6 protein-coding genes are annotated in these 8,235 nt (G+C 67.5%); 1 reads left to right on the top strand and 5 read right to left on the bottom strand.

Translation table 11 applies throughout. From position 1 onward, the window contains the following. Positions 1-1,387, bottom strand: a 1,387-nt coding sequence (locus P7D22_RS10440) for an amino acid permease (protein ID WP_319934166.1), incomplete at its 3' end; no start/stop codon positions are given. Between the two features lie 192 nt (positions 1,388-1,579). Continuing rightward, positions 1,580-2,620 (bottom strand): agmatinase, encoded by a 1,041-nt coding sequence (gene speB, locus P7D22_RS10435; RefSeq protein WP_319934165.1) that lies wholly within the window; start codon positions 2,618-2,620, stop codon positions 1,580-1,582. Positions 2,621-3,337: 717 nt separating this feature from the next. Between speB and P7D22_RS10430 the strand changes: the two genes are divergently transcribed. After that, positions 3,338-4,225 carry an amidohydrolase family protein gene (locus P7D22_RS10430; protein WP_319934164.1) on the top strand — a complete coding sequence of 296 codons (888 nt, stop codon included), beginning with the start codon at positions 3,338-3,340 and terminating at the stop codon, positions 4,223-4,225. Between the two features lie 46 nt (positions 4,226-4,271). On the opposite strand, the gene P7D22_RS10425 is transcribed toward P7D22_RS10430, so the two are convergent. The 3 genes from P7D22_RS10425 to P7D22_RS10415 form a co-directional block, all read right to left on the bottom strand. After that, a complete protein-coding gene (locus P7D22_RS10425; RefSeq protein WP_319934163.1) occupies positions 4,272-5,297 on the bottom strand; it encodes an ABC transporter permease in 1,026 nt (341 codons plus the stop codon). 70 nt (positions 5,298-5,367) lie between these two features. Then, positions 5,368-6,906: a sugar ABC transporter ATP-binding protein gene (locus tag P7D22_RS10420; RefSeq protein ID WP_319934168.1), complete on the bottom strand. Its 1,539-nt coding sequence runs from the start codon at positions 6,904-6,906 to the stop codon at positions 5,368-5,370. Between the two features lie 329 nt (positions 6,907-7,235). Further along, the gene (locus P7D22_RS10415; protein ID WP_319934162.1) at positions 7,236-8,162 is read right to left on the bottom strand and encodes a sugar ABC transporter substrate-binding protein; all 927 of its coding nucleotides are present in this window, start codon (positions 8,160-8,162) and stop codon (positions 7,236-7,238) included. Between the last annotated feature and the right edge of the window lie 73 nt (positions 8,163-8,235).

Genomic DNA, 8,235 nt, shown 5'->3' with positions numbered 1-8,235 from the left:
TCGGCGGCTGCATGCCGCTGAAGATCAGCACGGCGCAGATCAGCACGCAGACGAACGCCAGCGGCCGGAAGGCGGCGCCGATGTCGAACGGGCCCATCTTGGTCCACGAACGGCGATAGGCGAAGAAGCCCGCCGCGATCGGCACCGCATAGGAGATGTAGAGGAAGATCACGCAGACGGCCGCGATGGTGGTGTAGACCGGCGTGTAGACCGTGAAGGCGATCGACAAGATCACGGCCGTCCAGATCGCCGGCACCGGGGTGCGGTGCGCGGGGCTGACGCGCCGTAGCGTCCGCGAGCCCGGCAAGCCGCCGTCACGCGCGAAGGCGAAGATCATCCGGCTGGCCGAGGTCACCGTGGCGAGGCCGCAGGCATATTGGGCCAGCGCCACGATGACCCAGAGGATCAAGCGCCATGGGTCGGGGATCACGGCGTCGATGATGGCGAAGAAGCCGCCGCCGCCCTGGGATGCGGCCGCTTTCAGGTCGGGCGCCGCCACGACCACGGCCCCGAGCATGAGCCAGCCGAACAGCCCCGACCAGAACACCGAATGGATCATGCCGCGGGGCAGGGCGCGGCTCGCGTCATGGGTTTCCTCGGCCGTATGGGCGGAGGCGTCAAAGCCGGTGATCGTATAGGCGGGCAGCAGCAGCGCCAGCACGAACAGGTAGCCGAGGCTCTCGCTGCGGGGCCACACGCCGCCGCCGATATCGCCGCTGTAATTCGAGACCGTCCACAGGTTGGCCCAGGTGATGTGCGGCGCGAAGGCCAAGGCCAGCACTACCAGCAGGATGGCGCCCGCGAAGATCAGATAGCCCGACAGATCGGTGACCTTGGTGGTGAGCCGGATGCCGAAATGGTTGAACAGCCCCTGCGACACCGTGATGAGCCCCACCACGACGGCCTGCACCGCGATGCTGTAGGGGGTCGGCTCGGCCGGGGTCAGCGCCGCGGTGTCGAGGCCGAGATAGGGCGCGAATGCGTTCACGATGAACAGGTAGGTGCCCACGTTGATGGCGGCCAGCACGGCGATGAGGCCGATCAGGTTGAACCAGGCCGTGAGCCAGCCGAGAAAGCGGCCGCCCAGGATGGAGGCCCAGTGGTAAAGGCCGCCGGCCGTCGGATAGGCCGAGCCGATCTGCGCCATGGCGACGGCGAACAGCAGGGAGCCGAGCGCGCCCAGCGGCCAGACGATGCCGATCGAGGCGCCGCCGAGGCTGCTCAACCCTTGGCTGAAGGAGTTGATGCCGCCCGACAGGATGCAGATGATCGAAAACGAGATGGCGAAGTTCTGGAAGGTGCGCATGCCGCGCAACAGTTCCTGGGCATATCCGAGCTGATGCAGCGCGGCCTTGTCACCGTCGGTGATCGCGTTGTCTTGCGCCATGTGCGGGGTCCCTCCGGTTCGCGCTCCGCCCTGTTCCTGGCAGGTTGCATGCCAAGTGGTGGCGGGCGCCAGCCGGAACCCCGTCTTGGCCTGCAGCCGCGGGCGAGGGCGCGCCGGGCGACCCATGGCCTCATCCACCTCGGTCGCCCTGACAATCGGCGCAGGATACAGGCCGAGGGTGGACCCCGGGCGTCACGGCCGCGGACGGGTTGCCAGGCACAGGATTTCGAACAGCACCTGGGCGGCGATCTGCGCGGTCGCGCTGCTGGCGTCATATTGCGGGGCGACCTCCACGACGTCGCCGCCGACGACGTTCAAGCCGTCGACGCCGCGCAGGATCGCCAGCACCTCGCGCGGCGTCAGCCCGCCGACCTCGGGCGTGCCGGTGCCGGGTGCGAAGCCGGGATCGATGCTGTCGATATCGAAGCTGACATAGGTCGGGCCATCGCCGAGCACCGCCTTGGCACGGGCGATCACGGCCGGGAGGCCTAAAACATCGATCTCCTCTGCGTGGATCACCGTCATGCCGCTCTCGTAGGAAAACTCCCACAAATATTCGGCGCCGCCCCGGATGCCGATCTGGATCACCCGTTCGGGGTCGAGCACGCCGTCGAGCACCGCCTGACGGAAGGGCCCGCCATGGTGGAACTTCGACCCCTCATAGGCGCCGCTGGTGTCGCAATGGGCATCGATATGCAGCATGCCGACCGGTCGCTCGGCTCCCACGGCCTTCAGGATCGAGCCGGTGATCGAGTGGTCGCCCCCGACCGACAGCGGGATCACGCCCGCGGCCACGACCTTGCGGTAGAAGCTCTCGATGTCGGCATGGCATTGTTCCAGGCTGAAGCGGCTTTCCATCGGCACGTCGCCGATGTCGGCCACGCTGGCATCGGACAGCGGGGCGCGGCGCAACACATGCTCGTAGGGCCCGACGCGCTCGACCGCACGGACGGCGCGCGGCCCGAGGCGCGTGCCGGCCCGGTTGGTGACGCCGAGATCCATCGGCACGCCGATCAGCGCCACGTCGAGGCCGCCGAAATCCGGCAGCGTCGCCGCCTCGGGGCGGGATGGGGCGTCAAGCAGCGTCGCCACCTGGGCAAAGGGCCAGACGCGCCGGGCGCCGCCCGAGAACTGCGTGTCGGCCACACGCCGAAACCCGGGATGGAAGATGTCGCCGCCGCTCGCATCGGCGTAGCGCGCCCGGAGGGCCTGGAGTTTGGCTTGATCGACCATGATCGGTTACCTCGGTGGGGGAGCGGTCAAAGAACAGCGACGGCATCCGATTGAAGTTGTCGCGGAACGACCGCCCCACCGAAGCAACATAGCGGAGACCCGGCGAAAGAGACGTTCGATCCCAGGGGCAGGTGCGTGGAACACAGGCGTCAGGCGCATTAATGCTGCAGTGTCAGGCCATGTTTCGCGGCCTTGAACGATATTTGATGTGAGTTCGGCGCCTCGCCCGAGGCAGGACCGAGCATGAGCGACGCGCCATGCCGGCTGGAAGCTGCGCCAGCACGTGCTTCGGTATGGTATATATGCCTTGGGTATGCTTGCTGAGGCCAAATTCAAACATGCCGAGGTCGCGCCGCGGAAGCACTCTCTGCGTCGCCGCCGTCGCGGGCATCTTCCAGACCAACACGGGACCTGCTCGTCTGGCTGGCCCTGGGGCGGAAGCCGTGGCGGTCGTCAGTCAGCAGACCCCAGGAATCGTGCGTCGCAGTCCCGTGTTTGCGGTTGCGCCATCCCTTCGTATGCTGCTGCAGCGGCGTGACGTGTTCGGGAAAGGCAGGGCGTGATGCGCCTCAGACGGGACTGCTTCTGCGTGGCGGCGGCCGCACGAAGCTTCGGCCGGGCCGGCGTGCTGGTCTTCATGGCCAAAGGCGACGACCCGCTGCCGCTCTGTCCCGGCCGTCCGCGGGGGCGGCGCCGTGATGATCCGAGGCGGCTCGGATGACGCCGCGGGTCGACGCCCATTGCCACCTGTGGCGCCTCGAGCGGGGCGATTACGGCTGGCTCGACGGGGACGGGGGGCCACTCGCCCCCATCCGCCGCGATTTCGAGGTGGCGGACCTGCGTGCCGCCGGGGCCGCCATGGGGACGGAGGCGTTCGTGGCCGTGCAGGCGGCGCCAAGCGTCGCCGAAACGCGCCACCTGCTCGACCAAGCGCGGATCGCGCCCGAGATCGTGGGCGTGGTGGGCTGGGTCGACCTCTCCGACCCGGCCGCCGAGGCGGACCTGGAACGGCTTGCCGCCGATCCGCGCTTCGTCGGCGTGCGCCCCATGCTCCAGGACCTGCCGGACCCGGACTGGATCGCCACCCGGCCGGCGCCCGCCGCCATGGCGGCGCTGTCACGCCTCGGCCTGTGCTTTGATGCGCTGGTGACGCCGGTGCACCTGCAGGCCTTGCAGCACTTCGCCGAACGCCACGGCGATCTGCCCATCATGATCGACCACGCGGCCAAGCCCGCCGTCTCGGCCCCGGCCGACGATCCGCGTCATGCTTTGTGGCGGGTCGGCATGCAGGCGCTCGCCCACAGGCCGGGCGTCTGCGTCAAGCTGTCGGGCCTCCTTACCGAACTGCCGGCGGAGCGCCGCCGCACGCCGGACGACGCCGTCGCGGCTTTGCGGCCCTTGGTCGATCACCTGCTCGACTGGTTCGGGCCGGAGCGCCTCGCCTGGGGCTCGGACTGGCCGGTTCTCACCCTCGCGTCGCAGCCCGCCGTCTGGGCCGAGGTCAGCGAGCGCCTTCTGGCGCCGCTGAACGAGGCTGGCCGCGCCGCGGTGCGGGGCGACACGGCGTGCCGCTTCTACGGGCTAACGGTCGACGCCGTAGCCTGACCCCGCAAGGCGATCACCCCTTTGGGTCGCCATCGGCCCGTCAGCGTCAGGCCTTGCGGCGACGTTTCTGGCGGTATTGGTCGGCCACCACGGCGGCCACGATGATGATGCCCTTCACGATGCCCTGGAAATAAGCGTCGACGCCGATAAAGGTGAAGCCCGAGGTCATCACGCCGAGGATCAGGGTGCCGATCACGGTGCCGGTGATGCGCCCGGCGCCGCCCGACAAGCTGACGCCGCCGATCACCGCCGCCGCGATGGCATCGAGCTCATAGCCGAGGCCCATACTGGCCTGGCCGCTCTGCGCCCGCGCCGCCGTGACGAGGCCCGCCATGCCGGACAACACGCCGGCAATCGTATAAACCAGGACGATGTGGCGGCTGACGTTGATGCCGCTGACCCGTGCGGCCTGCGGATTGGCGCCGATCGCATAGGTGAACTTGCCGTAGCGGGTGTAGCGCAGCGCGATGTGGAAGATCACCGCCGTGACCAGGAAGATGATCACCGGCACCGCGCCGGAGCCGATCCAGGTGTAGGTGTCGGCCAGCATCGAGATGGGCTGGCCGCGCGTATAGACCTGGGCCACCGAGCGGGCCGTCACCATCATGCCCAGTGTGGCGATGAAGGGTGGGATCGCCGTGATGGCGATGAGGGAGCCGTTGATGCAGCCCGCGATGCCGCCGATGACGAGTCCGCACAGGGCCGGCACCACGAACGGCAGGCCGGCGAGGGACGGGAACACGGCCCGGGCGTAGCCGGGCTCCTGGGCGAGGCTCGCCGCCACCATGGCCGACACCGCCAGCACCGACCCGGACGACAGGTCGATGCCGCCGGTGATGATGACCTGCGTCACCCCGATGGCGATGAGGCCCACCACGGACACCTGCAGGATCATCACCAGCAGGCGCTGCTGGTTGCCGAGAAAGCTTTGCCCGCGCAGACCCCAGCCGAGCGCCTCGAACAACAGCGCGATGCCGATCAGCACCGCCAGGATGCCGAATTCGGCCGGCACGCGCCGGGTGCGGCGCGGCTTGCGGTCCGCCACCGCGATCGCATCGGTCAGGGGTTCCATGGGCGGGGCCTCCTCGAGCGTGTTGGTCCGGCCATCCTTGGGGCGCGCCGGTTGGGTGTTGTTGTGGTGGTCACGCCGCGGCGAGTCGCATGATGCTGACCTGATCGGCCTCGCCGCGATCCAGGATGCCGGTGACGCGGCCCTCATGCATCACCATGATGCGGTCCGACATGCCCAGCACCTCGGGCAGTTCCGACGAGATCATGATGACCGCGACGCCCTGGCCGGCGAGGCGCGAGATGAGGCGGTGGATCTCGGCCTTCGCGCCGACGTCGATGCCGCGCGTCGGTTCGTCGAGGATCAGGATCTTGGGGTTGGTCATCAGCCAGCGGCCGATCAGCACCTTCTGCTGGTTGCCGCCGCTGAGGTTCTCGATGCGCTCGTGCAGGTCGGGCGTCTTCACCCGCATGGCGTCCTTCATCGTCCCGCATTCGCGCTCGACCTTGCCCTGCTGCACGAAGCCGGCCGCCACATAGCGGTTCGTCAGCACCGCCATCTGCATGTTCTCGAGCACGCTGAGGCTGAGAAAGCAGCCCGTATCCTTGCGGTCCTCGGTCAACAGCGCCATGCCGGCCTTCATGCCGTCACGCGGCGAGCCGATGCGGATCGGCTTGCCATTGAGATGGATCTCGCCGCCGCTCGCGGGCGTCACGCCAAAGATGGTTTCGGCCACATTGGTGCGGCCGGAGCCGACAAGCCCCGCAAGGCCCAGGATCTCGCCGCGGCGGAGGTCGAACGACACGTCGCGGAACACACCCGCAAGGCTGAGGTTTCTGACGCTCAGCACCACCTCGCCGATCTGCGCGTCCTCCTTCGGGAACATCTGGGTGATCTCGCGCCCCACCATGGCCGAGATGACCTGGTCGCGCGTGATGTCCTTCGACGCGTGGGTGGCGATGTAGCGCCCGTCGCGGAAGATCGAGACCTCGTCCGCGATGGTGAAAAGCTCGTTCATCTTGTGCGTGATGTAGACGATGCCCTTCCCCTGGTCACGCAGGTCCCGGATGATGCGGAACAGGTGGTCGACCTCCCGGTCGGTCAGGGCCGAGGTCGGCTCGTCCATGATGAGCACGTCGGACTCATAGGAGACCGCCTTGGCGATCTCGATCATCTGCCGGTTGGCCACCGAATGGTCGCGCACCTCCGAGGCCGGGTCGATGTCGATGGCGAGGCGCTCGAACAGGGCGGCGGTGCGGCGGTTCATCTCGCGGTGATCGACGAAACCGAACCGCAGCGGCTCGCGGCGGATCCAGATGTTCTCAGCCACCGTCATGTAGGGCATCAGGTTGAGCTCCTGATGGATCATCGCGATGCCGGCCTCGAGCGCGTCGAGCGGCGTCGCGATGCGGATCTCGTTGCCTTTCAGCCGGATGGTGCCCGCATCGGGCTGGTACACCCCGGCGATGATCTTCATCAGCGTCGACTTGCCGGCACCGTTCTCGCCCATCAGGGCATGCACGCTGCCCCGGCGGATGCGGAGATCGACGTTGTCGAGCGCCACGACGCCCGGGAAGGCCTTGCGGACATTGCTGACCTCGAGCAGGTATTCCGCGTTGGGGACCACACCCGCCTCGCGGATCATCTTGAAGGTGTGCGGACTGAGCATCAGGCCTCTCCCATCATCGGTCGCGGCGGGCGTTCTGTGGCCCGCTTTACCGCCGGACATGTCGTGTCGATGCGGCGCCGTCTCCTTTGCCGCCAATGGCGCGTCAAGGTTGCGGGAGTGAGACCCGCGGGGGATGATGGCGATCAAGATGGTCGGGCCTCGGGACATGCCGCCGTTGCGGTCGAACGAGCGGACTAGTACGTGCCCGCCTCGGCCCACTCGAACGGCACATCGACGCGGGCGCCGACGGCCTTGCCGTCATCCTCAGCTTTATACGGTCGCCATCAAACCCTGGCTCCGCCCTTCCGACCGGACGTCGGAGCCAGTCGCGTCTACTGCATATAGGACTTGTAGTTGTCCTTGGTGACCTTCTCGAAGGGCACGTCGACGAAGGACGGCACCTTGTCGCCCTTGATGAGCGACAGTGCGGCGTCGACGGCGCCCTTGCCCTGGCCCTTGGCGTTCTGGAACACCGTTACGTAGAGGTTGCCGTTGGCCACTTCCGCGAGGCCGTCCGCGGTGGCGTCGATGCCGCCGATGCACAAGGTCTTCGGGTCGATGCCGGCCTGCTTCAAAGCCAGGATGGCGCCGATCGCCATCTCGTCGTTGTTGGCCGCGACGCCGCCGATCTTGTCGCCCGAGGTGATCCAGTTGTTCATCAGGTCGAGGGCCTTGTTGCGGTCCCATTCGGCCGTCTGCTTCTGGACGATCTTGATGTCGGGCGATTTGGCCGCCACGGCCTCGAAGGCAGCGGTGCGATCAAGCGCGCCGTTGTTGGAAAGCTGGCCCTGCATGATGACGACGTTGCCCTTGTTCTTCATGCACTTGGCGATCTCCTCGCCCTCATACGTGCCGGCGGCCTTTTCATTCGATCCCACGAAGGAGACCCCGGCCGGCAGCGTCTTGTCTTCCGGCTTGCGGTTCACGTAGACGAGCGGAATCTTGGCCGCCACGGCCAGTTGCGTCATCTTCGGCGTCGCCGAGGTGTCGACCGGGTTGACGATGATGGCGTCGACCTTCTGGGCGATGAAGTTCTGGATCTGGCTGATCTGCTTCGACGTGTCGTCATTGGCATCCTCTGCCTGCACCGTGACGCCGTTGGCCTTGGCCTCGGCATCCATGGCGTTACGCACGCTCGTCAGGAAGTTGTCGTCGAACTTGTCCATCGTGATGCCGATGGTGGTGGCCGAAGCGCTTCGCGCCATGCCGGACACCGACAGCGCCACGAGCGCCGCCGTCATCAAAAGCCTTGTCTTCATCGATCCCTCCCTTGTCCGGCTGCGCCGGATGCGTTGCCACTGGCGCCCTTGGGTGGGCGCTCGTTCGTCTTAC

The organism is Lichenihabitans sp. Uapishka_5 (assembly GCF_033947565.1).
GTDB lineage: Bacteria > Pseudomonadota > Alphaproteobacteria > Rhizobiales > Beijerinckiaceae > Lichenihabitans.
The sequence above is the reverse complement of the archived record's forward strand: the minus strand, read 5'-3'. Positions and strand labels throughout refer to the sequence as shown.